General features: G+C 40.8%; 19 protein-coding genes. 9 read left to right on the top strand and 10 right to left on the bottom strand.

All coding sequences use genetic code 11. The features are described 5' to 3' along the window. Positions 1-3: 3 nt before the first annotated feature. The 5 genes from A9P82_RS11385 to A9P82_RS11365 all read right to left on the bottom strand — a co-directional run bounded on the left by A9P82_RS11385 (position 4) and on the right by A9P82_RS11365 (position 8,942). Positions 4-2,052: a copper-translocating P-type ATPase gene (locus A9P82_RS11385; protein WP_231891149.1), complete on the bottom strand. Its 2,049-nt coding sequence runs from the start codon at positions 2,050-2,052 to the stop codon at positions 4-6. Further along, entirely contained in the window at positions 2,033-3,220 is a 1,188-nt protein-coding gene (locus tag A9P82_RS11380) for an acetate/propionate family kinase (protein WP_066207915.1), read from the bottom strand. The genes A9P82_RS11385 and A9P82_RS11380 overlap by 20 nt, the downstream gene beginning before the upstream one ends. 26 nt (positions 3,221-3,246) lie before the next feature. Beyond that, the gene (gene glgP, locus A9P82_RS11375) at positions 3,247-5,775 is read right to left on the bottom strand and encodes an alpha-glucan family phosphorylase (protein WP_066207914.1); all 2,529 of its coding nucleotides are present in this window, start codon (positions 5,773-5,775) and stop codon (positions 3,247-3,249) included. A gap of 141 nt (positions 5,776-5,916) precedes the next feature. Then, positions 5,917-6,210 (bottom strand): GIY-YIG nuclease family protein, encoded by a 294-nt coding sequence (locus tag A9P82_RS11370; RefSeq protein WP_231891148.1) that lies wholly within the window; start codon positions 6,208-6,210, stop codon positions 5,917-5,919. 137 nt (positions 6,211-6,347) lie between these two features. Next, positions 6,348-8,942 (bottom strand): plasma-membrane proton-efflux P-type ATPase, encoded by a 2,595-nt coding sequence (locus A9P82_RS11365; protein ID WP_066207913.1) that lies wholly within the window; start codon positions 8,940-8,942, stop codon positions 6,348-6,350. A 381-nt stretch (positions 8,943-9,323) separates the two neighbouring features. Between A9P82_RS11365 and A9P82_RS11360 the strand changes: the two genes are divergently transcribed. The 4 genes from A9P82_RS11360 to A9P82_RS11345 are packed head-to-tail and all read left to right on the top strand — an operon-like array spanning position 9,324 to position 12,555. Next, complete coding sequence (locus A9P82_RS11360; RefSeq protein ID WP_066207912.1) at positions 9,324-9,755, top strand: universal stress protein; 432 nt, start codon at positions 9,324-9,326, stop codon at positions 9,753-9,755. A 35-nt stretch (positions 9,756-9,790) separates the two neighbouring features. Beyond that, positions 9,791-10,231, top strand: coding sequence for a hypothetical protein (locus A9P82_RS11355; RefSeq protein ID WP_156522674.1), 441 nt, complete (start codon positions 9,791-9,793; stop codon positions 10,229-10,231). A gap of 60 nt (positions 10,232-10,291) precedes the next feature. Then, positions 10,292-11,491 (top strand): PAS domain-containing sensor histidine kinase, encoded by a 1,200-nt coding sequence (locus A9P82_RS11350; RefSeq protein ID WP_066207909.1) that lies wholly within the window; start codon positions 10,292-10,294, stop codon positions 11,489-11,491. A 5-nt stretch (positions 11,492-11,496) separates the two neighbouring features. Further along, positions 11,497-12,555: a response regulator gene (locus A9P82_RS11345; protein WP_066207908.1), complete on the top strand. Its 1,059-nt coding sequence runs from the start codon at positions 11,497-11,499 to the stop codon at positions 12,553-12,555. A 36-nt stretch (positions 12,556-12,591) separates the two neighbouring features. Here A9P82_RS11345 and A9P82_RS11340 read toward each other — a convergent pair whose 3' ends face one another. Further along, entirely contained in the window at positions 12,592-13,212 is a 621-nt protein-coding gene (locus A9P82_RS11340) for a polysaccharide deacetylase family protein (RefSeq protein WP_066207907.1), read from the bottom strand. Positions 13,213-13,313: 101 nt separating this feature from the next. Between A9P82_RS11340 and A9P82_RS11335 the strand changes: the two genes are divergently transcribed. The 4 genes from A9P82_RS11335 (at position 13,314) to A9P82_RS11320 (ending at position 17,028) form a co-directional block, all read left to right on the top strand. Continuing rightward, complete coding sequence (locus A9P82_RS11335; RefSeq protein WP_066207906.1) at positions 13,314-14,258, top strand: Gfo/Idh/MocA family protein; 945 nt, start codon at positions 13,314-13,316, stop codon at positions 14,256-14,258. A 67-nt stretch (positions 14,259-14,325) separates the two neighbouring features. Beyond that, complete coding sequence (gene gcvT / locus A9P82_RS11330) at positions 14,326-15,417, top strand: glycine cleavage system aminomethyltransferase GcvT (protein WP_066209864.1); 1,092 nt, start codon at positions 14,326-14,328, stop codon at positions 15,415-15,417. Positions 15,418-15,549: 132 nt separating this feature from the next. Then, positions 15,550-15,930 (top strand): septal ring lytic transglycosylase RlpA family protein, encoded by a 381-nt coding sequence (locus tag A9P82_RS15790; protein ID WP_304439403.1) that lies wholly within the window; start codon positions 15,550-15,552, stop codon positions 15,928-15,930. 9 nt (positions 15,931-15,939) lie between these two features. Next, positions 15,940-17,028 (top strand): glycosyltransferase, encoded by a 1,089-nt coding sequence (locus A9P82_RS11320; RefSeq protein WP_231891147.1) that lies wholly within the window; start codon positions 15,940-15,942, stop codon positions 17,026-17,028. On the opposite strand, the gene A9P82_RS11315 is transcribed toward A9P82_RS11320, so the two are convergent. The 3 genes from A9P82_RS11315 to A9P82_RS11305 are packed head-to-tail and all read right to left on the bottom strand — an operon-like array spanning position 17,018 to position 20,090. Beyond that, positions 17,018-18,106: a glycosyltransferase gene (locus tag A9P82_RS11315; protein WP_066207902.1), complete on the bottom strand. Its 1,089-nt coding sequence runs from the start codon at positions 18,104-18,106 to the stop codon at positions 17,018-17,020. The two genes, A9P82_RS11320 and A9P82_RS11315, sit on opposite strands and share 11 nt — an antisense overlap. Next, positions 18,103-18,795 (bottom strand): cell division ATP-binding protein FtsE, encoded by a 693-nt coding sequence (locus A9P82_RS11310; RefSeq protein ID WP_066207900.1) that lies wholly within the window; start codon positions 18,793-18,795, stop codon positions 18,103-18,105. Before A9P82_RS11310 ends, A9P82_RS11315 begins: the two co-directional genes overlap by 4 nt. A 41-nt stretch (positions 18,796-18,836) precedes the next feature. Next, positions 18,837-20,090 carry a cation:proton antiporter gene (locus tag A9P82_RS11305; RefSeq protein ID WP_066207898.1) on the bottom strand — a complete coding sequence of 418 codons (1,254 nt, stop codon included), beginning with the start codon at positions 20,088-20,090 and terminating at the stop codon, positions 18,837-18,839. A gap of 92 nt (positions 20,091-20,182) precedes the next feature. Between A9P82_RS11305 and A9P82_RS11300 the strand changes: the two genes are divergently transcribed. Then, entirely contained in the window at positions 20,183-21,214 is a 1,032-nt protein-coding gene (locus A9P82_RS11300; protein WP_231891146.1) for a LacI family DNA-binding transcriptional regulator, read from the top strand. Between the two features lie 3 nt (positions 21,215-21,217). Here the strand turns inward: A9P82_RS11300 and A9P82_RS11295 are convergent, their stop codons facing one another. Beyond that, the gene (locus A9P82_RS11295; RefSeq protein WP_066207894.1) at positions 21,218-21,964 is read right to left on the bottom strand and encodes an energy transducer TonB; all 747 of its coding nucleotides are present in this window, start codon (positions 21,962-21,964) and stop codon (positions 21,218-21,220) included. Positions 21,965-21,985: the final 21 nt, after the last annotated feature.

Below are 21,985 nucleotides of genomic sequence, written 5' to 3'. Positions count from 1 at the left end.
TTATTACTTTTTTATCTTCAATATACTTGCATTAATGGCGACAACGATGGTGCTGATTGCCATCAAAGCCGCGCCGGCTGCGGGACTTAGCAAAATTCCCCAATGATACAAAACGCCTGCCGCCAACGGCATGGCAACAACATTGTAGCCGGTTGCCCATATCAGGTTTTGCAACATTTTTTTATACGTGGCTTTACCGAATAAAATAAGGCTCGCAATATCTTCCGGGTTGCTGTTTACCAGCACGATGCCTGCAGTAGCGGCGGCAATGTCGCTGCCGCTGCCGACTGCTATGCCAACATTTGCTTCTGCCAGCGCCGGCGCGTCGTTGATGCCATCGCCCGTCATGGCTATAAATTCGCCTTTGCTTTGCAGCTCCTTTATCTTTTCCGCTTTCTGGTGCGGCAATACTTCTGCAATAAAGCCATCCATCTTCAATGTATCGCTTACGGTCTTTGCCACTTTGCTGTTATCGCCGGTCAATAATATTGATTTGATATTTTCTTTTTTTAACGTAGCAACAGCATCCGCCGATTCGGGGCGGATAGCGTCCGCTAACGCAATGTAACCGGCGGTTTCGTGATTAATGATGACAAACACGATTGTTTCCGAATCATTGGAAATAAAACCTTCGGGAAACGTGATATTATTTTCTTTCAGATAGCCGGGACTTACCACCAATGTCTGCTTGCCGTCAATAGTTGCTTCGACGCCTTTGCCCGGAATGGCTTTGAAATTTTCCGCCGCAGGAATTTGTGTATTTAATTCTTTCGCTTTTTGCAGAATGCCCGTGGCAATCGGATGTTCTGAGTTTTGTTCCAGCGCCGCTGCTGTTTGTATAATTTCATTTTCGCTTATATCTTTTTTTGCAGGAACAATTCGCGCTACTTCAAACTTTCCTATGGTAAGCGTGCCTGTTTTGTCAAACACAACAGTCGTAATTTTTCTTGCGTTTTCAAAAGCCGTTCTGTCCTTAATTAGCAAACCGTTTTTTGCGGCCAGCGAAGTGGATTTTGCCACCACCAAAGGGACTGCCAATCCCAGCGCGTGTGGGCAACAAATAACAATTACCGTTACCATTCTTGCAATGGAAAACTCTAATGAGTGCCCGCTTGCGTACCAGCACAAAAACGTAATAATACCCGCTGCCAGCGCAATAGCAGTGAGCCAGCGCGCGGCTTTATCTGCCAGCAACTGCGTTTTTGATTTTGCTTTTTGCGCATCATCGACGAGCCTGATGACTTGCGCGAGATAGGAGTCTTTGGATGCATTCGACACGTTAATTTGAATGGCGCCGTTTCCGTTGATGGAACCGGCAATCACTTTGTCGCCTTTGATTTTTTTCACCGGCTTGGATTCGCCCGTGAGCATAGACTCATTTATGTAAGATTCACCTTCGGTTATCACGCCGTCAGCAGCCACTTTTTCGCCTGGTTTTATTAAGATAATATCATCCTTTTTTAATGAATCGGTTGTAACGTCATGCACATTTCCGTCTTTCAGTAAATGCGCGTCGGACGGCATTAAATGTACTAACAGTTCCAACGATTTTGACGCACCGGCAATGGATTGCATTTCCATCCAATGCCCTAAAAGCATGATGAGGATTAAGGTTGCCAGCTCCCAGAAAAAATCCGTTCCTTTCAATCCGAACACAGTTGCTGCGCTATAAATATAAGCAACGCTGATGGCGAATCCTATCAGCGTCATCATGCCGGGATTTTTTTGCCGCAATTCGTTTTTTAATCCTTTCAAAAAAGGAAACCCACCGTATAAAAAAATGATAGTTGAAATAACGAGCAACACATAAGACGAGCCGGGAAACCGCCAAGTGAAACCCACAAGATGTTGTATCATGGGCGATAATAACACTACCGGAATGGCAAGAAATAACACGACATAAAACCGCTTTTTAAAATCTGCAATCATCATGGCATGATGATTATGCCCCTTGTGGTTCATGGAATGTGCATCAAGGTTGGAATGCGTATGGTGCATTGTCTCGTGTGTTTTCATATTCATATCGTCCATATCATTCGGTTTTATGCCCATTTAAAATTTCATTTGTGAGATTCGCCATCATCAATTCTTCATTCGTCGGGATTACAAAGACTTTCACTTTGCTGCCGGATGAAGAAATTTCTCTTTCATTGTGTTGATTTTTTTGTGCAGAAATTTCTATTCCCAAATATTGCAAACCTTTGCAAATCCGTGTGCGGATGACTGCCGCGTTTTCGCCGATGCCGCCGGAAAAAACAAGCGCATCCAAGCCGTTCAAAGCCGCCGTGTAGGCACCGATGAATTTTTTAATTTGGTAACAAAATATTTCTACTGCCAAAGCCGCATCTTCGTTGTCTTTTTCCTGCAAAAGCAATTGTTGCATATCGGCTGAAATGCCTGAAATACCCAACAATCCCGATTGATGGTTGATGATATTGTTGAACTGTTTCGCGTCCATTCCTTTGCGCATCAAAAACCACGCAACGCCCGGGTCGAGGTCGCCGCTGCGCGAACTCATCACAATACCGCCTGCGGGCGTAAAGCCCATGCTTGTATCGATACATTTACCTTCCTTCACAGCGGCAATGCTTGCGCCGTTGCCGAGATGCGCCAAAACCACACGCCCTACGGCTTCAGGCGGATTCTGCTCTCTCAACTCATTCATCAGATAGCTGTAAGAAATACCGTGAAAACCGTAACGATGAATGCCCTGCTCATCATATTTTTTCGGGATGGCAAAACGCTTTGCAACGTTGGGAATAGTTGTGTGAAAAGCAGTATCGAAACACGCCACCTGCACCAATTGCGGAAATTGTTTTTTCAATAAATTGATGATTTCAATTTCCGAAGGAAGATGGTCTGGGTCGTAATCAACAATACTTTGTAATTCTTTCAATAAATCATCTGTAATGATTTCCGCCTGCGTATGTTGCATTCCGTGAACGATGCGATGCCCGATTGCTTTGACTTGCGTAAACCATTCCTGCTTTTCCAACCATTCAATGAACGATGTAGTTGTTGAATGAAAAGATTCGGTATTAACCGTAATTTTTCTTTCCTTGCTATCTTCTTTGATGACTAATGAATTATTTTCCGAACCGATATGCTCTATTTTTCCGGATAATTTCAACACAGGTTTTTCGCCCGCTGCATACACCGCTATTTTTATGCTCGATGAGCCTGCGTTAATCGTTAATATCAGGTTTTCGGAATGTATCATTTGCCTAAAATTTTGAGATTAAAACACTAATGCTGCCAATGGATAAGTTCTAATTCGAGCGGCACATTAATGTTTGTACAATCAGGAATAATGCGCGCCGTATAATCGTCCGAAGGTCTTTGCGTAAAAATTTTTGCTTCATACAAATAAGTTTTTCCATCTTCCGAAACAGAAGCGCGGCGCATCTTTATGTGTTCCGGTGCCGCGCCGTTGATGCCGTTGGCAAACATTTCCACAGCTACATTTTCCAGCCTGCCTTCTTCCAATAAAATTTCCACGTCGAATTGATAACCACCGTCGATTTGCCCAATCGCTACATTGCCGAATTTTATTTTTGCCCACATATTATTCAGTTCATTTTTTGTGTGCAAAATCGCCTTCCCGATTTTCCCGTTATCTGCCGCGCGCAGCTTGTATTGCGCCGCCGCAGGCAAATAATATTTTTCGGCATACTCGCGCACGGTGCGGTTCGCAGAGAACTGCGGCGTAAGCGTAGCCATGCTTTTACGCATTCTTTCCACCCACGCTTCGGGAATATTTTTCTCATTGCGCCGGTAAAATTCGGGCACGACTTGTTGTTCCAAAAGTTGGTATAAGCTTTCCGCCTCAGCGACGTCCCAAGCCGCTTCATCGGAATGTTCCAAGCCATCGCCGATTGCCCAGCCAATTTCGGGCGTGTAGGCTTCCGCCCACCAACCGTCGAGTTCGGAAAGATTGATGCCGCCGTTTACCAAAACCTTCATGCCGCTGGTGCCGCAGGCTTCCCACGGACGGCGCGGCGTGTTGAGCCACACGTCCACGCCTTGCACTAAATGTTCCGAGAGCGACATATCGTAATCGCTGAGAAAAATGACGTGATGATACAAGTTATATTGCTCAATAAATTCCACCCATTGGCGAATCAACGCTTTGCCTGATTCGTCGTAAGGCGGCGCCTTGCCTGCAATTACGAGCTGCACGGGACAATCTTTATTGGTAAGCAAACGAACTAATCTTTCTTTATCGTGCAACAAAAGATTGGGTCTTTTATACGGAACAAAACGTCTTGCAAAGCCAAGCGTCAATGTTTCGTGCTGAAAAATATCTTTATCAAAATTCGCCGGTTCGCCCGAAACGGAAACCTGTCGAGCAAATTTTTCCCTTACAAAATCAACCAACAATTTTCTTGATTCATTTCTGAAATTCCAGAGTGTTTCTTTGGATAATTTTTGAATATCATTTTCCAAAGTTTCCGTCTCGTCGCGCCAGCGGTTTTTGCCACAGGTCGTTGTCCATAATTTATCCGCAAGTTCGGAATCCCAGGTGGGCGTATGCACACCGTTGGTAACAGAACCGACAGGCACTTCGGCAATTGCCCAGCGCGGAAAAAGCGGACTAAACAAATGACGGCTCACCCTGCCGTGCAATTGGCTCACACCGTTCACCGCACCGCAGCCGCGAACAGCGAGATAAGCCATGTTGAAACTTTCGGAAAAATCGCCTGCATTTTGCCTGCCAAGCGCCATTAAATCCTGAAAATCGATGTGCAATTCTTTATTGGCATAATCCGCAAAAAATTGTTCCATCAGCGAAGGATAAAAATGGTCGAAACCCGCAGGCACAGCGGTGTGCGTGGTAAATAGATTTCCTGCTCGCGTAACGGTCAATGCTTCTTCAAAAGATACATTCGCCGCTTTCATATATTCATTTGCTCTTTCCAGAATAAGAAACGCAGCATGACCTTCGTTGAGATGACAAACTTCGGGATGAATGTTTAACGCCTGCAACAATTTCCATCCGCCGATGCCTAACAAAATTTCCTGCTTGATGCGCAACTCTGCACCACCGCCGTAAATCTCCGAAGTGATGCCGCGATGAATGGGCAAATTCGCCGGATGATTGCTATCCAGCAAATACAATTTTACGCGCCCCGCCTGCACTTGCCACGCGCGCAACAACAGTTGAAAACCCGACATATTGATTTCGATATTGAGCCACTGACCATCGGGCAGACGCACCGGCATAACAGGCAATTGTCCCGGGTCGTTGAATGGAAAGATTGCTTGCTGATTGCCGTATTTATCAATCTCCTGGCGAAAATATCCCTGCTGGTAAAGCAACCCGACAGCAACCACCGGCACACCCAAATCGCTCGCAGATTTTAACTGGTCGCCCGCCACATTGCCCAAGCCGCCGACATAAATCGGCAGAGCTTCGCTCAGCATATATTCCATGCTGAAATAAGCAATGCAGCTTAATACGCTGCTCGAATAATTTTTGGAAAACCATGTATCGTTTGCCGCATCTTCTTTTCTTGCGCAAACTACTTCATTCAACAAATTTTTAAATGATTCATCTGCCAAAACTTCTTCCATTTTTTTGCGCGAAGCGGATTGCAACACCACGCGCGGATTGTGCGTTTGCGCCCAAAGTTTGGGAGCAATGGCTTGCCATATTTTATCCGCCGCGTGGTTCCACGACCAGCGAATATCGAGCGCCAGTTCCACCAACGCTTCCATGCCTTCGATTTCGGGCAAGGCATAAGGCAGGTTAGAGATATATTTTTTTGCAGGCATAATTTTTTGTTTTTAATTGTTTTAAAAATTTATAAACGCAACTTCGACGAAATCAGTAAAGTTCAAAAGCTTTCTGTTGTATTAATTTTAAAATGAAAATGAAAACGACCGCACGTCCTTCCTGCGAAAGCAGGAATCTCATTATAATGTTTTAAACAAATCTTTCCATTGCGGATTCATTTTATTGATTGCTTCCAACTTCCATGTCCTCTTCCATTTCTTCATTTGCTTTTCTCTGATAATTGCTTCCTCAATTCTGCTGAATGTTTCATAATAAACCAACTTACTGCAATTGTATCTCGCGGTAAAAGAGGTTGGATATTTCTTCTCCTTATGTTCGCTCACTCTTGCATACAAATCTGAGGTAACACCAATGTATAAAACAGTGTGTATCGCATTGGTCATTATGTAAACAGTTCCTCCGTATTGCATCATTTTTCTAAGATAAAACTGAAGAGAGATTCCTGCTTTCGCAGGAATGACGTTCAGGCGTGTTCTTATTTATTTCAACAGCATCAACTTAAAAAAAACAAAAGGCAGCCGTATTATCAACTTCATCAAATGCATGTTATTTACGATTCCTCTTTAACCTTATTACTCCTTAACCACTTAAATGTCCAAACTTTGAGATAATCATTTACCACAAACCACAACAAAGCATACACCCAAATCAAACCCGCATATTTCCAGCCGATGCCTGTCATAAACAAGCCGCACGCAGCTACAATAGTGGCGATGATTTGCGTGGAAAAAGTTGGTATGAATAATTTGGGCGAAGGATATGGTTTTTGCCAAAAATGTTTTTCTCCGGTTCTTGTAACATATAATGTGGAATGCCCGGCTACACTAAGTTTCAGGAAAATCATCGACTGAATAACGGCTTCCGAAAAGTGATTTTTTTCCAATAAATAAAATAATAAAAAAGAAGCAATCACGCCGGCAAAACCCAGCACGGACGACACAATTGTTACCTCGCGCATATCCCAACGCACGGGCACATTACTGATTTTTGCATTGTCGTAAGCAATCATCATAATGGGAATGTCGTTCAACAAAGCGAGTAAAATAATCATTACTGCCGTAACAGGATAAAAATTGAAAACCAAGATAGAAATGGTCATAAACAAAATCACGCGGATGGTTTCCGCGATGCGAAAAGTGGCGTAGCTTTTCATCCGTTCAAACACCAGCCTTGCTTCGTGAATGGCATTAATAATAACGGACAGTCCGGGCGAAACCAACACTACGTCGGCAGCGGCACGCGCGGCATCTGTTGCGCCCTGCACGGCAATGCCCGCATCGGCTTTTTTTAATGCAGGCGCATCGTTCACGCCGTCGCCGGTCATACCAACAATGTGTCCGGCTTTTTGCAAACTGTCGATGATGAAATATTTATCTTCCGGCAATACTTGTGAAAAACCGTCCGCCTGCTCAATCACTTCAATGATTTCCGATTCGTATTTGCGCACATGACCGTAAGGTAAATTGGCATCGCTGAATTGCTTTTTTACCTGCGCCGTCAAATCTTCTTTCAAAGCATGGATTTCCGTTGCATCTGCCGAAGGCGAAAGTTTTTTCATCAACGCTTCGCCGATGATTTCCGCAAGCATGGAAAATTCTTTTACCGTTCCGTCGCTGCGCATTTCGGCAGTATCCATAATGTTGGTACCAATGTCCAGTACGCCCGCGATTTCGCGTGCAATTGCTTCGTTGTCGCCGGTAATCATTTTCACATGAATGCCGAGTTTTTTGGCTTCGGCAATGGTGGCTTTGGAATCTTCGCGCGGCGGGTCCTGCAAAGGAATTAGTCCTACGAAAGAAAAATCCTGTTCATCCTTTTTCTTCACGGCAACGGCGAGCGTGCGAAAACCTCTTTCGGCAAAAGACTGCACGGCTTCCGTGATTTTATTTTTGGGCGTTTGATTATTACTCAATTGAATAATCACTTGCGGCGCGCCTTTGATGACGCACAATTCTTCATCGTTTTGCTTTACTGTAACTTTCGTTTTTTTACTGACCGGGTCGAAAGGAATAAAATTTTCCGTTTGGTAAGCAGCTAATTTTTCTTCCAGATTTTTTTGTTTGATTTCTTCAAACAAAGGCGTTTCAATCGGGTCGTTGTTTTCTTTTCGGCTGGCAAGCGCGGCGTATAAAAACAATAATTCTTCGCTGAATTGATTGTACAACAATGGCGTAGTTACACTCATTTTATTTTGCGTAAGCGTGCCGGTTTTATCGCTGCAAAGCACGTCCACACCGGCAAGTTCTTCGATAGATGCGAGCCGGCTCACGATGGCTTGCTTCTTCGCCAGGTTCATTGCGCCCACCGCCATGGTTACAGATAAAACCGCCGGCAACGCCACCGGAATGGATGCCACTACCAACACCAAAATAAATCGCAACACTTCGAGCGTTGGGTCGTGGCGAAACAGGGAAACGATAATTAAAATAACCGCGAGAAAAATCGTTAATACAATCAATCCGTTACCGATTTTTAAAACCGCTTTTTGGAAATGGCTCTTCTGGACTTTAGTTGCTTTAATAACCAATGCCGCACTTTTCCCGAAAAAAGTATTCATCGCCGTTGCCGTAATCACGGCTTCCATTTCGCCCATTTTCGCGATGGAGTTGCCGTAAATTTCGTCGCCTGTTTTTTTATTAGCGGGCAACGATTCGCCCGTAAGCGCGGCTTGATCCACCTGCAAATAACTTCCGTTTACAGCAACGCAATCGGCGGGTACAATATCGCCGATTTTTATTTTGATAATATCGCCCGGCACTACGAGGCGCGATTCTATTTCGCTGTATGCGCCGTCTCTTTTAACCAAAGCCTTTTTCGCAAGCCTTCCCTTCAGGGCTTTTAAAGCATTGAGCGCTTTGGCTTCCTGAAAAAAATCGACTGCGACATTGACCAATAATAAAATTAAAATGATAATAAAATCGTCCCACTTGCCGGCGATGGCGGAAAGTAACGCTGCAGCTTCTATCATCCAGGGAATGGGCGACCAAAACCTTTTGAAAATTCTTTTTGCCGTGCTTTCTTCGTTTTCGGGAATTTCGTTGAAGCCTGATTTTTGCAGTCGTGCCGCGGCTTCCGCCGAACTCAATCCTGTGGAAAGGTTTGAGTTTTGTGCATTTATAATATTGTTTATATCATTTTTGTCCATGAACTGTATTTTGATATACAATGAATCTTTTTAAAGCATGCGGAAAGCGTTTTGGTGGTTTCGTACTTTAAAGATAAAACAAAATTAATTCGCACCCAAGATGTTGCAAATGACTATGCTTTCGAGATTGGATGATTAGTGTCAGCAATTGAAAAAATAAATGACTGACGAAACGCACGCGCTCCAGTGATGCGCATCATTGCAGGCGAATTTCAATATTCACAACTTTGCATTGTGTTTGAAAATAAAACGAGATTATAAAATTATTAAAAATTTCGCCGTTCAAATTTCTAAACCGGAAAACGGTAACAAAATTGCAGCGATTATTATTCGGCACAACTCCACCAAAACTATTTTTAAAAACTAAAAAAATCCGTTCCGATGAAAACGATTATTGTTCCCGTAGATTTTTCCGATGAATCAAAAGAAGCCGCTTTTTATGCAGCAGAAATGGCAAAGCAATCGAGTCAAAGCGTAATGCTGGTTCACATAATGCCACGCTACATACAATCTGAAAGCGGGCGTAGAGAAGAGTTCTTAAGTGAAACAAAAAGAAAACTTAATCAGTTAAGACTGCGCACCGAAATGCGCGGCAAAGACAAAATTCATGTATGCACGCGCATTTATTCGGGAAGTTTTTTCCATGAGATAAACAAACTTATAAAGTCGCTCGATTTTTTTGCCATTGTCGTGAGCGGCAAGTACAAAAATAAAACAGGCACGGCGCTTAGAACCAAAATCATTGATACGGCGCGCAATTGCAATATTCCGTTAATTATCATTCCACAGTCCACCACTTCCGGCATTTATTAATTGATGCCTGCGCCGAATAAATTTTATATAAAACAATGATTTTCGTCATCATGGCTATTGACCAAAAACATCTTTCCCAAGAATACACTCCGCTATTTTTGAGCGTTCAACAAAAGAATGTAGAAATGTGGTTCAGCAACGAGGCTAAACAGTGGTTGGTGGTTCTTGAAAAAATAAAGCAGGAAAATATTATTCTTAAAAATCGTCTTGCGGACGCCATAAAACAAGATGTGAGCAAGGATTTTATTGAGTACGCCGAATACTTCCAGCAACGCTTTATTGAAAAAGACCAGATTGTAGATTTGCTGCGCCACGATATTAATATGATGCTTTCAGCAGGCAGTCATTTGCATAAGTCATCGGATAAAAGCCAACTAAAAAAATTTGCTTCACAAATGACTGACGATATTGAAAAAAGCCGCTTAGAATTTGAACAATTAAAAATATCGTTTAATACATATTTGTCAAAACCATAAAAGCACATCTCAAAAATAAGTGTACATTTGAAGCGAACTGCTTTACGTTAGTTGCATCAAATGAATAAGACAAAAAACATTAGTTTCGACGCACTTTTTCGCAATGCTTCTATGGGCATTGTAATTGTGGATGAGCATGGAAAAATTGTTCAGGCAAATCCTTTTCTGCTTCAGCAATTTAATTATCAAAAAGAAGAAGACATTACAGGCAAATCTATCGAAACGCTGATTCCTACACGTTTTCATCACAAGCACACAAAATACGTTCATAATTATAACGAGCATCCGAAAAGCCGCCCGATGGGACTTGGCATGAGCTTGTTTGCCATGCGCAGCGACGGCGGCGAGTTTCCTGTAGAAGTAAGTTTGGGAAATTATGAAGAGGATAATATCAATTATACAATTGCCTTTGTAAGCGATATTTCAAAACGAAAGCAAGCCGAAGATGCGCTCAAACATTTGAACGAAGCGCTTGAAGCAAAAATTGAACAACGAACTGTTTCATTAACCAATACAGTCAATCAGCTTGCGAAAACGGAGAATGATTTGCGCGAAGCGCTGGAAAAAGAAAAAGAATTAAGCGAGCTGAAATCGCGCTTTGTATCGATGGCATCGCACGAGTTTCGCACGCCGTTAAGTACCATACTTTCTTCTATTTATCTCGTATCGAAATACACCGAAACAGAAGACCAACCAAAACGCGAAAGGCACGTGCAGCGCATTGTTTCGTCGGTTAATATGCTCACGGATATTTTGAATGATTTCCTTTCCGTAGGAAAAATCGAGGAAGGGAAAATACAGGTTCGCTATACTAATTTCGACGCCAAGCATCTTGTTGAAAATACAATTGGCGAAATGAAAGGCTTGCTCAAAAACGGACAAAAAATTGAGTATGTACATAAAGGAGATTTGGGCGTGTTACTCGATGCGAGCTTGCTGAAGCACATCGTAATGAACCTTTTGTCCAACGCTATTAAGTTTTCGGGCGAAGGCGCAGCAATTGAATTATCAAGCGAAAAAACAGAGAATCAATTTATTTTTATCATCAAAGACAAAGGCATCGGTATTTCGGAAGAAGACCAGCAACATTTGTTCTCAAGATTTTTCAGAGGCGCCAATGTAACCAACATTCAGGGCACGGGACTTGGCTTGCATATTGTGAGCAAATACGCCGAATTGATGAACGGCACGATAACCTGCAACAGCCAACAAGAAAAAGGAACAACCTTTACGGTAACTTTTAATTTGTCAAAAGAATAAGTTTTATGCAAACCATTTTATTGATAGAAGACAATGCAGATATAAGAGAAAATATGTCCGAAATACTGGAGCTTGCAGGCTACAAAGTATTTACTGCCGAAAACGGAAAAGTGGGCGTAAGCCTCGCCTTAGAGCATAAACCCGATTTAATAGTTTGTGATATTATGATGCCTGTACTCGATGGTTACGGTGTGCTGCACATGCTGCACAAAAACAATGCGCTGGCAAATACGCCTTTCATTTTTCTCACTGCAAAATCGGAAAGAGCTGAGATAAGAAAGGGCATGGAAATGGGCGCCGACGATTATATTACAAAACCGTTTGACGGAACGGAATTATTGAATGCCATTGAAAGCAGATTGAAAAAAGTAGCGCTGTTGAAAGAAGAATTTGCAAGTAACTTAAAAGGCATGAATGAACTTATTTCCGCATCGGCGGGCAAAGATTATTTGCAGGAATTAAAAGAAAACAGAAGCGAAAACTCGTATAAAAAAAAGCAACTGATTTACTCCGAAGGCAATCATCCGTCGAGATTGTTTTATGTGGTAAAAGGTAAAGTGAAAACCTACAAACGCAACGACGACGGCAAAGAATTAATCATCGGTTTGTACAATGAAGGCGATTTTCTCGGTTATATGGCGTTGCTCGAAGGAACAACTTATAAAGAAACTGCCGAAGCATTGGAAGAAACCGAGCTTGCAATTATTCCTAAGTCGGAATTTGATGCGTTGCTCGGCAGCAATCCTGCCGTGATGAAAAAATTTATCGGCATACTTGCCGGAAATATTTATGACAACGAAGAACGATTATTGTCCACCGCTTATAATTCTTTAAGAAAAAAGGTCGCCGACACGTTGGTTACATTGTATAAAAAATATAACACGACGAACAGTGCAGATTTCTGTATCGATTTATCAAGAGAAAATCTTGCCGCCATTGCAGGCGTTGCCAAAGAATCGCTTATTCGCACATTGAGCGATTTCAAAGATGAAAAACTGATAAGCCTGCAAGGGAGCCGCATACAAATTCTCAGCTTGTCGAAGTTGGAAAATATGTTTAACTGATGATAAAAACGAACGTATAATATTCGGGTTAGGATTTCATAATTTCTCAAACCGAAATCCTTTTTCGGAAAAATATTCCAGCGTTTTCGGCAAAGCAATTTTCATTCTGTCAAATGCTTTGGCGCTGTCGTGAAACACAATCACAGAGCCGCTTTCAGCATTTTTTAAAATATTATTCCAACATTTTTCTCCCGAAATTTTTGTATCAAAATCACCGCTCAAAACGTCCCACATAATAATTTGATGCTGCCGATATTGTTGCAAAAAAATCTTTTCTTCCTGCTTTGTCATTCTTCCATACGGCGGACGAAAAAGTTGGGTGGAAATAATTTTTTCTGTTTGTCCAATATTTTCCAGATAAGTTTTTGCATCGGTTTTCCAACCATTCAAATGGTTGAAAGTATGATTGCCTACGGAATGTCCTTCGTCTAAAATTTGTTGAAAAATAGTTGGATGCTGCTCAACATTTTTTCCGATGCAGAAGAAAGTTGCTTTCGCCTGAAACCCGCGTAGTGTGTGCAACGCAAAAGGAGTTGCTGTTTCGTGTGGACCGTCGTCGAAAGTTAAATACAGTACTTTTTCGCCTTCCGTATTTTTCTTCCAAACACGATTGGGATATAAGTTGCGTAAGAGAAAATTTGATTTAACGAAGTACAAAAGAATTTTTTTAGAATTTATACGATTGAATAAAGTTTTTCTTCTGTCTTCAAAAATAACACATCCATTTGTTCTTTACTTTTACAACATAAATAATTTGCATGAATTTTTCCATTATAGGTTTCGGGCACATTGGTAAAATACACAAAGCGGCAATTGAACAGACCGCGAATGCTCGTTTGATTTCGGTTGTAGAACATTTAGCATTACAAGAAAATGACGTGTTGCATTATGCGTCATTGGACGATTTTTTACAGAAAGACAGTGAAACAGAAATCGTGTGCATTGCTACGCCCAACGGGCTTCACGCGCAACAAGCAATACAATGTTTAAATGCGGGCAAACACGTGATTGTAGAAAAACCACTTGCACTGAATACAAAAGATGCAGAAGAGATGTTGCGTGTTGCGCAGGTAAATAATAGACGTGTTTTCTCTTTTCTGCAGTTGCGGTTTTCGCCTGCGGTAAATTTTGTAAAACGATTAATTGACAATCATCATCTCGGGAAAATTTATTTGCTCAACATTCAATGCTATTGGAATCGCAACGAGGCATATTACAAAAGCCGCGAGTGGCACGGCTCGCGTGCGATGGACGGCGGTGTATTGTTTACGCAATTTTCGCATTTTATAGATGCAATCAATTATTGGTTTGGCGAAGCAAAATGTATTTCATCCCGCACATTCAATTTTAATCATTCGTTTACTGAGTTTTCCGATTCCGGCATTGTTGATTTTAGCGCGAATAATGTTGCGGGAAGTTTTACGTTTACGACATCGACCTTCAATAAAAATTTTGAAAGCGGCATTATTATTATTGCCGAAAAAGGAACAATCAAAATCGGCGACCAATATTTGAATCAAATTAAATATGCGGACTTAGCAGAAAACATTTCTTTGGAAAATATTTCGACAGAACAAAAAAATTTTCATTCCGAAGCGATTGCAGATGTTATTGATTCGCTCCAAAACCACGCAGCATCTGTGCTTGACGGAAGCAATGCTTTGCCTTTAATTCGTTTCATTGAAAGCGTGGAGCAAAGCTGATAATACATTTGCTCTCAACACGCACATTCTTTACTTTTACACCCAAATTATTTTTAATAAAAACAGAATGAAGAATACTCCGTTTACAGAGAAACACATTGCACTTGGCGCGAAAATGGCTGAGTTTGCCGGCTACAATATGCCCATTAGTTATTCGGGAATTAATGATGAACACTTTGCCGTGCGCAACAATGCAGGCGTGTTTGATGTAAGCCACATGGGCGAATTTATTTTAAAAGGCGATAAAGCTTTGGATTTGATTCAGCGCGTAACATCGAACGACGCTACAAAACTCTTAAACGGACAAGCGCAATACAGTTGCTTCCCGAACGACGAAGGCGGCATCGTGGATGATTTGCTCGTGTATTGCATTGAGCAAAATCAGCAATATATGTTGGTGGTAAATGCTTCTAACATCGATAAAGACTGGAATTGGGTTGCAGCGCACAATACGGAAAATGTGGAGATGCACAACATTAGCGACAAAACTTGTTTGCTCGCCATTCAAGGACCGAATGCTTGTAAAATTCTGGAACCATTAACTTCAACAGACTTGCAGAGCCTAAAATATTATACGTTTGAAAAAGGAACTTTTGCCGGAGTTGAAAACGTGATTATCAGCGCAACCGGTTACACGGGCGCAGGCGGCGTTGAAATTTATTTTGAAGATAAAGATGATAATGCCGATAAAATTTGGAACGCCATTTTTGAAGCGGGAAAAACAAACGGCATTAAACCGGCAGGGCTTGGCGCACGCGATACGCTTCGCCTGGAAATGGGTTATTGCTTGTATGGAAATGACATTGACGATACCACTTCGCCGCTCGAAGCGGGACTTGGATGGATTACAAAACTGAAAAAAGCCACGCCGTTTACTTCGCAGGAAAAATTTGTTGCACAAAAAGAAAATGGTATTACTAAAAAATTAGTCGGATTTGAAATGCAGGAGCGCGGCATTCCCCGCCATGATTATAAAATCGTTGATGCAAATGGAAATGAAATAGGAAAAGTTACCAGCGGAACGCAAGCGCCGTCGCTGAATAAGGCGATTGGCTTAGGTTATGTAACCGTTGACAATGCTTCGCTTGATTCGGAAATTTTCATCAGCATACGCGATAAAAATGTAAAAGCAACTGTGGTAAAGATTCCGTTTGAATAAAAAAATCTAACCACATAGAAACATAAATACTTTAAAAAGAATTGAACTTATTTAGTATTTTCATCTTTGATGAAAATCTAATGCGCAACTTTAATTTTCGCTGCATTCATCTATGCAAAAAGCTATGTTTCTATGTGGTTAAATAAAGTTTCCATCATGCAAAAATTTCTTTTCTATATCGTATTCATCGGCATTTCGATTATGTGCTTTTCCTGTGCGCATTATATTACGGAGACAGGCAAAGCATCTTACTACACGGAAGGTAAAAGAACCGCCAATGGCGAACGTTACCGAAAACACAGGCTGACGGCGGCAAGTAAAACGTTGCCTTTTGGCACGCATGTTACGGTTACAAATCTCAGCAATGGGAAATCGGTAAAAGTGCGTATCAACGACAGAGGACCTTTTGTGAAAGGACGAATTATTGATTTAAGCCTCAAAGCGGCACGGCGCATCAATATGACTGATGCGGGCGTTGTTCCCGTAAAACTGAAATACAAGAAACCCAAATAATAACAGGCTTTGAAGCATATAATTTTTACCGTTACCAATGACCTGACCTACGACCAGCGTATGAACAAAATTTGTTCATCGCTTGCAAAAGCCGGTTTTGATGTTGAACTTGTAGGTTTTAAAAAGAAAAAATCTGTTCCGCTTACACAAAAAATTTTCGGGCAGAAACGACTCGCTTCTTTCTTTGAAAAAGGACCTTTATTTTTTGCCGAAACCAACATCCGATTATTCTTCTACCTGCTTTTCAAAAAATGCGATATTCTTTGCGCCGACGATTTGGATACGGCGCTGCCTGTTTTATTTTCTTCCAAAATAAAAGACAAAACGCGTGTGTTTGACGCGCACGAACTGTTCTGCGAAATGCACGACATCATCAGTCGCCCAAGCATTTATAAAATATGGAAATCAATTGAAAAATTTGCACAGCCGAAGTTTAGACTGGGTTATACGGAAAATGGCGGATACGCGAGCGAGTACAAAAAAATGTACGGCGTTGATTATTTCATTGTGATGAACAGCCCGCTATTGCAACCTAAAGAAATTAATGAAAACAAAAACAAAAAATTATTAATTTATCAAGGTGCAATTGAGCGCGGACGTGGGTTTGAAGGATTAATTCCTGCGATGAGAAATATTGATGCACAGCTTGTTGTCTGTGGAAACGGAAGATATTTTGATGAAGTAAAAATGAATGCGGCAAAAGAAAATGTTGCCGGCAAAATCGATTTCAAAGGATTTGTAAAACCCGAAAATTTACGCACATATACCGATGAAGCATATATTGGTTTGAACATGAACGACAATCTTGGCGCGAGCTTTTATTATTCTCTGACCAATCGTTTTTTCGATTATATGCACGCAGGTATTCCGCAAGTTTCGATGAATTATCCTGAAAACAAAAAGATTAATGACCAATACGAAATCGCCGTGCTGATTGATGATTTGCAGCCTGAAACAATTGCCAATGCGATTAACCGTTTACTGAATGATAAGGAATTGTACAATCGTTTACAACAAAATTGTTTAAAGGCGCGTGAAGTATATAATTGGGAGAATGAAGAGAAGAAATTGATAGCATTTTACAGCTCTATTCAGTAAGCAGTTTGCTGAACAATTCTTCCCAGTTTTGAATCACAGGTTGTGAATATTGAAACGGATTCTTATCAAAACTAAGTTTGTCGTTAATTGCAGCGAACATATAGTTTTCGAGTTCCTGTGCGTCGTAGGGATTAAAAAATTTTACCTTTTCATAGTTCGCCAAAGTTTCTTTTGCATAAGGCAAGTTCGCACAAATAATGGGTTTGTTTTGCATGGCAAATTCGCTCAACGGCAAGCCCCAGGTTTCGAGCAGCGAAGGAAAAATCATGCAGTTGCTTTGGTTATAATATTGAAATAAATCGCTTCTTCCCGAGAATTTTTTAAATTGTAACTGTGGCAGTTTGTATTGTTTTTTTAATTTGTTTATGTATTTATTTTCGGTGCCGGAAATCACAAGCAACACTTTATATAAATCTGTTTTTTTATTCAGAAGCATACAGGCCTCGCATACGATTTTAAAATTTTTGTGCGCCAGCGCCGTTGCCGAAAAAATAAAAGTATAAATGCTTGTCTCAGTTTTTTCTACCGGGTACGGACTGATTTTGGGTGGAAAAATCAGCAGTTTGGATGCGCTTAAATGATATGTTTTTTGAAGAACATCTTGCCATTGCTTTTGTTGAACAACAACATATTTATTCTTTGTAATGCCGCTTTTGTAAATGGTTTTATACAAGAACCAAATTCCTATAAGACGAGGCTGTATTGTTACAGTCTTCCGTAGTTTTTTTAAAATCAGCAGCGGGTTATGAAAATATACTGCCTGAATTTCGGCTGTTACGTTGGGTGTAGTGTCTTGCAGGGACAGCCAGAGTTTTGGCTTCCATTTTGCGGATAATTTTTTGAAAAGGAAATATTCATAATACAGCCTGAAAAACAAGCTGTGTCTGGCTTTTGGAAATTCGACGAACTCGATTTCGTCGTGATGAATAAACTTTTCTTTTTGATAAACCAGCACTTTTATCCGGTAAATTTGAGACAGGTGTTTTGAAACATATTCAAGGCAATCGTCCACAATGACAATTGTTCCGCCCCGGAAATATCTTACGGCAGAAATAACTATCAATGGCTTTTCATTCATTCCGTTTCTTTGTTTGCAAATACTTCTTTGCTATCCAGTACTTTTCCGTTTTCGGTTTTGAGTATGCGCGACGGATAACGGCGGATTACTTCGTAATCGTGCGTTGCCATTAAAACAGTTGTACTTAAATCTTTGCTGATGGTAAGCAGCAGTTGCATAATGCCGTTGCTCGTTTCCGGGTCAAGGTTTCCGGTAGGTTCATCGGCGAGAATTAATTTTGGGGAGTTCAGTAAAGCGCGCGCAATGTCCACACGCTGTTGTTCGCCGCCGCTCATTTCATGCGGCATTTTAAAGCTCTTGTTTTTCAAGCCCACTTTTTCAAGCGTTTCTTCAATTTTATTGTCGATTTGCTTTTTATCTTTCCAGCCTGTGGCGCGCAATACGAAATTTAGGTTTTGATAAACATTCCTATCCGTCAGCAAATGAAAATCCTGAAACACAATGCCTATGTTTCTTCTCAAAAAAGGCACTTCCTTCCACGTCATTCCTTTGATTTGAAAATCTGCCACCGTTGCATCGCCTTCTCTTAAAGGAAGCTCGCCGTACAAAGTTTTAAGCAAACTACTTTTACCGGAACCTGTTTTTCCTACGAGATATACGAATTCGCCTTCGGTTATCGTAAAATTTACGTCCTGTAAAATGAGGTTGTTGCCCTGATAAATATTTGCATTGGAAACTGAAATGACCATTTTTATAAAACTGAATTTTTAAGAAAGCAAGGTAATAAAGTTTATGCGTTTCGCAATCTTTTTTCCCTGTGTGAAACAATTCTGTCAACTACTTTATTCAAGCTCAATCCCTGTACAAGAATGGAGAACATAACGATGAAATAGCATCCCGATAAAATAACCTGGCTGTACGGCGAATCGGGCAGGGACAAAGCCATTGCTACCGAAATACCGCCGCGAAGTCCTGCCCATGTGAGAATAAAAAGATTGCCCACATTGGTTGTTTTTCTTAAAACAAGAACAGCAGGTGCAAAAATGCTTATGAAGCGTGCAATGAGGATGATGAGAATTGAAAATGCGCCTATCAGCCAATAATCTTTCAGAAACGGCATCAGTACTAATTGTAAGCCCATCATTACAAATAAAATTGTATTAAGTACTTCATCCATCAGTTGCCACACGCCTTTCAGAAATTTACTATCGGACTGTTTTTCATCAGAAATTCTATTACCCACAATCAAGCCTGCAACAACTGTTGATAAAGGAATGGAAGCATTAATTTTTTCATCAATCAACGAAATACTTAGTACTGTGGCAATTGATATTAAAAATATTGTAGGATGTGTATAAACAGATTTTATCAGTTTGGAACAAATCAGTCCACCGATGGCACCAATAATTAATCCGCCGCCTACTTCGTGCAGAAATATGAAAGAAATTTCTTTAAAAGAAATGCCGGTTGCCGCTTGCTCCGTCATTCCCAGAACAGTAATAAACAGAATCAACCCCAATGCGTCGTTGAACATAGATTCTCCCGCAATTATCGTTCGTAGCGCAGCAGGAACTCTCGATTTTTTTAATAATGCATTTACTGCAACGGGGTCGGTAGGCGAAATAAGCGCACCGAAAAGCAAACAATAAATAAACGGTACCTGATGGTGGAAAAACATCGTGAGTCCGTAAAGCAGCAAACCAAAAACAAACGCAGAAATAAGTACGCTTACCGTACTCATTACCAGCACCGGAGCCCGAAGTATTTTCAACTGATGATAGTCGAAGTGCAGGGCGCTTGCAAACAGCAAAAAGCCCAGCATAATATTGAGCAACACGTTTGAGAAATCAATTTGATGAGCAATATCTGTAATTGCACTCATTACATTATACGATGTTTTGTCCGCAATTAAAATAATAATGGAAACGAGAATGGACAATAACACAACGCCGATAGTTCCGGGTAACTTTATGAATCGCTCATTAATATAAGAGAAAACGGCGCATAAAATAATCAGAACAGCTATAATTGCAAATAGAGTCATACACGAAAAGAAATTTTATTTCAAATATAACCATTATTCATGCGCGTTCTAAATTCAGAATATAACTTTTGGTTGTAAAAATTAAGTAATTTGTGTCGCGATTTATTGCAATGGGCAAATCATTTATCAATATCAAAGAATTGGCGCAAGCGCTGAACCTTTCCACATCTACCGTGTCGCGGGCGTTTCGCGATAAGGAAGATATTAATCCCGAAACAAAAAAGTTTATTTTAGACAAGGCAAAAGAGCTTGGTTATTATCCCAATATTTATGCAAGCAATTTGCGCGGCTCGAAGAGCAAAACCATTGCAGTGATTATGCCGGAGTTGGCAAACAACTTTTTTTCACTCGCCGTAAAAGGTATTGAGCGTGTGGCGCAGCGCAATGGTTACCATACTTTGGTGTATGTTACAGACAGCATTTATGAGAAAGAGGTTTCTATCGTGGAAGATTTGTACAATGGTCGCGTGGAAGGAATCATTATGTCGGTTTCGGGCGAAGGCAACGACCATCGATACATAAAACAATTAAAGACAAATAATATTCCGCTCGTGTTTTTCGACCGTGTGTACGACGATATTGATTTGCCCAAAATCACGACAGATGACTATAACAGTTGTTTTAATGCAACAGAATATTTGATTGAAAACGGCTGTAAGAAAATTGCTTTTCTGGTAATCGATAAAAATGTTTCCATTGGTAATGCGCGTATGAATGGTTTTATAGATGCGCATAAAAAACACAATATTTCGCCTGATGATTATTTAATTGTGGATTGTAAAAACGACTTGGACGAATCTTACCGAATCATTAAAGAAGTATTGCGCTCGCAAAAGCCTGATGCGCTGGTATCTTCGGTGGAACGCCTGGCAATTACATCGTACAGAGTTTGTGCGGATGAAAAAATTTCTATTCCCGGCGAAGTAAAAATTATAGGCTATTCCAACCTAAGCATTGCCGATATATTGAATCCGTCTTTCTCCACCATTACGCAACCCGCAGAAGCGCAAGGCACAAAAGCGGCGGAAATATTGTTCGACATTCTCAAGCACAAGCCATTGGCGCAAAAAGATTTTGTGCTGGTTTCGCATATTATTCACAGAAAATCTACTGAGTTTTCGTAGCTGTTATTTTGTTACATTGAAAATGATGCCTTGCTTTTGCCGGTAAGTAACTGCTTTGTTGTACATAATTGCCGGATTCCATTGCGGCGAATTGGAAATTACTCTTACAGCTTCTTCTGCCATGCCAAATCCGGGGTCGTTTAATGCTTTTACTTCTGTTGCATTGCCATCTTTATTTATCAAAAAAGAAACAACTACTTTATAAGTTCCAATGGGCGCATGATTATTTGCAGGAACGTTTTGATTGAGATTTACGATTAAATATGTTTGCCAAAATTTGAGACCGCCGGGAAAGCTTGCTTCCTGCATAAAGACGTAATTCGGTATTTCATTTCCGTTTTCATCATAGCCCTTTTGTTCAATAATTTTTCCATCATTGTCAAAAATTTCATAGCCTAAAATATTCGCGTCTTTGGTAATAAGTTGTGCTTTCAACTCTTTTCCTTTTTTAAAAATTTCTTCAAGCACTTCGCCGTTTCCCTGCTGATAGTTTTTTGACGTGTCTTCTTTTGTCTTTAATCTTTTGTCTGAGTAAACATTATCATATTGCAGCGCTGCATTTTCAATTTTGAATATCTGCTGATGCCAAAGGTTTCCGGTCTTAAAAACTTCCACTTTATAAAAAGCGTTTTGTTCTTGAGCTTTTTTCCAATGCTCATCCATATAGCTGTATGTTGTATCATTGTTTGGAAATGCTTTCGCACAAGTGGCAAGCAAAAATATGGAGACAGTCAGTAAATAATTTTTCATTGTTTATGGTTTAAAAATTTA

The organism is Arachidicoccus sp. BS20 (assembly GCF_001659705.1).
Lineage (GTDB): Bacteria > Bacteroidota > Bacteroidia > Chitinophagales > Chitinophagaceae > Arachidicoccus.
This window is presented reverse-complemented; position numbering and strand designations above follow the sequence as displayed.

Excerpts from the sequence above, each read along its gene's own strand:
- A9P82_RS11315 (WP_066207902.1), bottom strand. The coding sequence starts at position 18,106 with ATGAATGAAAAGCCATTGATAGTTATTTCTGCCGTAAGATATTTCCGG.
- A9P82_RS11310 (WP_066207900.1), bottom strand. The coding sequence starts at position 18,795 with ATGGTCATTTCAGTTTCCAATGCAAATATTTATCAGGGCAACAACCTC.
- A9P82_RS11370 (WP_231891148.1), bottom strand. The coding sequence starts at position 6,210 with ATGATGCAATACGGAGGAACTGTTTACATAATGACCAATGCGATACAC.
- A9P82_RS11305 (WP_066207898.1), bottom strand. The coding sequence starts at position 20,090 with ATGACTCTATTTGCAATTATAGCTGTTCTGATTATTTTATGCGCCGTT.
- A9P82_RS11345 (WP_066207908.1), top strand. The coding sequence starts at position 11,497 with ATGCAAACCATTTTATTGATAGAAGACAATGCAGATATAAGAGAAAAT.
- A9P82_RS11355 (WP_156522674.1), top strand. The coding sequence starts at position 9,791 with ATGATTTTCGTCATCATGGCTATTGACCAAAAACATCTTTCCCAAGAA.
- A9P82_RS11335 (WP_066207906.1), top strand. The coding sequence starts at position 13,314 with ATGAATTTTTCCATTATAGGTTTCGGGCACATTGGTAAAATACACAAA.
- gcvT (WP_066209864.1), top strand. The coding sequence starts at position 14,326 with ATGAAGAATACTCCGTTTACAGAGAAACACATTGCACTTGGCGCGAAA.
- A9P82_RS11360 (WP_066207912.1), top strand. The coding sequence starts at position 9,324 with ATGAAAACGATTATTGTTCCCGTAGATTTTTCCGATGAATCAAAAGAA.
- glgP (WP_066207914.1), bottom strand. The coding sequence starts at position 5,775 with ATGCCTGCAAAAAAATATATCTCTAACCTGCCTTATGCCTTGCCCGAA.
- A9P82_RS11295 (WP_066207894.1), bottom strand. The coding sequence starts at position 21,964 with ATGAAAAATTATTTACTGACTGTCTCCATATTTTTGCTTGCCACTTGT.
- A9P82_RS15790 (WP_304439403.1), top strand. The coding sequence starts at position 15,550 with ATGTGGTTAAATAAAGTTTCCATCATGCAAAAATTTCTTTTCTATATC.
- A9P82_RS11365 (WP_066207913.1), bottom strand. The coding sequence starts at position 8,942 with ATGGACAAAAATGATATAAACAATATTATAAATGCACAAAACTCAAAC.
- A9P82_RS11380 (WP_066207915.1), bottom strand. The coding sequence starts at position 3,220 with ATGATACATTCCGAAAACCTGATATTAACGATTAACGCAGGCTCATCG.
- A9P82_RS11350 (WP_066207909.1), top strand. The coding sequence starts at position 10,292 with ATGAATAAGACAAAAAACATTAGTTTCGACGCACTTTTTCGCAATGCT.
- A9P82_RS11385 (WP_231891149.1), bottom strand. The coding sequence starts at position 2,052 with ATGGGCATAAAACCGAATGATATGGACGATATGAATATGAAAACACAC.